This window comes from Aeromicrobium sp. Leaf272, assembly GCF_001422865.1.
Taxonomy (GTDB): Bacteria; Actinomycetota; Actinomycetes; order Propionibacteriales; family Nocardioidaceae; genus Aeromicrobium.
Map to the genome: position 1 here is coordinate 95654 of NZ_LMMY01000001.1, position 2212 is coordinate 97865.

General features: G+C 73.6%; 3 protein-coding genes. 2 read left to right on the forward strand and 1 reads right to left on the reverse strand.

Going from position 1 to position 2212, the window contains the following annotated elements; translation table 11 throughout:
• Positions 1–403, forward strand: a 403-nt coding sequence (locus ASF38_RS18235; RefSeq protein ID WP_200914347.1) for an SDR family oxidoreductase, incomplete at its 5' end; no start/stop codon positions are given.
• Positions 400–1233, forward strand: a complete 834-nt coding sequence (locus ASF38_RS00510; RefSeq protein ID WP_056572938.1) for an SGNH/GDSL hydrolase family protein — start codon at positions 400–402, stop codon at positions 1231–1233. The genes ASF38_RS18235 and ASF38_RS00510, both read left to right, overlap by 4 nt.
• 15 nt (positions 1234–1248) lie before the next feature.
• On the opposite strand, the gene ASF38_RS00515 is transcribed toward ASF38_RS00510, so the two are convergent.
• Complete coding sequence (locus ASF38_RS00515) at positions 1249–2190, reverse strand: IMP dehydrogenase (protein ID WP_369815142.1); 942 nt, start codon at positions 2188–2190, stop codon at positions 1249–1251.
• Between the last annotated feature and the right edge of the window lie 22 nt (positions 2191–2212).

The following is a 2212-nucleotide window of genomic DNA, read 5'->3' on the forward strand; positions in this document are numbered from 1 at the left end:
CATCAAGGGCACCGTCTACATGACCCGCCTGGTCAGCCGCCGCATGCTCGCGCGGCGCAGCGGCCACATCGTCAACATCTCGTCCATCGTCGGCCTGTCGGGCTACCGGGGACTCGCCGTGTACAGCGCGTCGAAGGCCGCGCTCGACGGCATGACCCGTGCCCTCGCCCGCGAGCTCGGCTCGCGGGGGATCGTGGTCAACGGCATCGCCCCCGGCTACCTGCGCACCGAGATGAGCCACGGGCTCGACGAGGGCCAGCTGGTCCAGATCGAGCGGCGCACCCCGGCCGGTCGCCTCGGCGACCCCGAGGACATCGCCCGCGTGTGCCGGTTCCTCACCGACCCCGCGAACACCTATCTCACCGGGCAGGTCCTCGTCGTCGACGGTGGTCTGACGGCGTGACCGCCCCGGACGCCTCCGGGGCGGACGGCGCGCCGGCGCCGCCGCTGCCGGTCCGCGTGCTCGTCAAGGGTGCGTCGACCGTCAACTGGATCTCGTGGATGGGCGGCCCGCGGACCGACTTCATCCTGCCGCGGGTCATCGAGGAGCGGCTGCTCGCGAGCGGTCGGCCGTGCACCGTCCACACCCACAGCGTCGCGTCGGAGCCCACCCACGGCGTCCTGCAGACGTGGGAGCGCGAGGTCCTGGGCTTCTCGCCCGACGCCATCGTGCTCGTCTACGGCCACTACGAGACCATCCACCTGCTGCTGCCCCGGTGGCTCGAGCGTCATGCCAACAGCCTGCGTGGTCGGCCGCGCCGCCTGCGCCTCGTCTACCGCGACCGGCTCGTGCGACCGGCATGGATGCTGCTCGCGCGGGCACAGGCCGCCGTCGACGCGCGGTGGGGGAGCCGTCTGCGCACCCGGCGCCACGAGAAGGTCGTCGCCGACCTCGAGACGTACATCCGGCACGTGCGCACGGTCGGCCACCCGCTCGTGCACCTCGTCGAGCTGCTGCCGCCGCACGAGAAGAAGGCCGGCTGGTTCCCCGGCATGCCGGCGCGCATCGCGCGGATGAACGACGCCCTGGAGGGGCTGGTGCGCCGGCTCGACGACGACGAGGTCCGCTTCGTCCGTGTCGCCGACCTGGTCGACTCCGTCGCGGGCGGCGACCTCGCCACCGCGATCCCCGACGGCTTCCACTACTCCCCGGCCATGCACCGGGCCGTGGGGGAGCGCATCGCGGCGAGCATCACGCAGTGGGCCGAGGGGCAGCCCCACCTCGCTCCGTAGATCGCCGCAGGCCGACTACCAGGACCGGTGCAGCGGGCGTCCCTCGTCGTAGCCCGCAGCACTCTGGAGGCCGACCACAGCATGCTCCGCGAACTCCGGCAGCGAGCGAGCGCCGGCGTAGGTGAAGCTCGAGCGGACCCCTGCGGTGATGGCGTCCACCAGGTCCTCGACGCCCGGCCGCTCCGGGTCGAGGTACATGCGCGAGGAGCTGATGCCCTCCTCGAAGAGGGCCATCCGCGCGCGCTCGAAGCCGGCGGCGTCGCGGGTGCGGTTCGCCACGGCGCGCGAGCTGGCCATGCCGAACGACTCCTTGTAGGCCCGTCCGTCGGCATCGACCTTGAGGTCGCCGGGGCTCTCCAGCGTTCCTGCGAACCACGACCCGATCATCACGTTGGCCGCACCGGCGGCGAGCGCGAGCGCGACGTCGCGCGGGTAGCGGACCCCTCCGTCGGCCCACACGTGGGCGCCGAGCTCGCGCGCGGCGGCCGCGCACTCGAGCACCGCCGAGAACTGGGGGCGCCCGACACCGGTCATCATCCGCGTGGTGCACATGGCGCCCGGTCCGACGCCCACCTTGACGATGTCGGCGCCGGCCGCGACCAGGTCGCGCACGCCGTCGGCCGAGACCACGTTGCCGGCCGCCACCGGGATGCGCCGGCCGGTCCGCGCGGCCACCTCGTCGCGGGCGTCACGGACGAGCGGCAGGGCGTCGAGCATCTTGTGCTGGTGACCGTGCGCGGTGTCGACGACGAGCACGTCGACACCGGCCTCGAGCAGCGCCAGGGCCTTGGCCCGCACGTCGCCGTTGATGCCGACCGCGGCGCCGACCACGAGGCGACCGTCCGGGTCGGTGGCGGGCGTGTAGATGGTGGAGCGCAGCGCGCCGGTGCGGGTGACGACGCCGACGAGGCGCCCGTCCTCGACGACCGGCGCGACCGCCAGGTGGCTTCCCGCCAGGGAGTCGAAGTAGTCCCGGGGG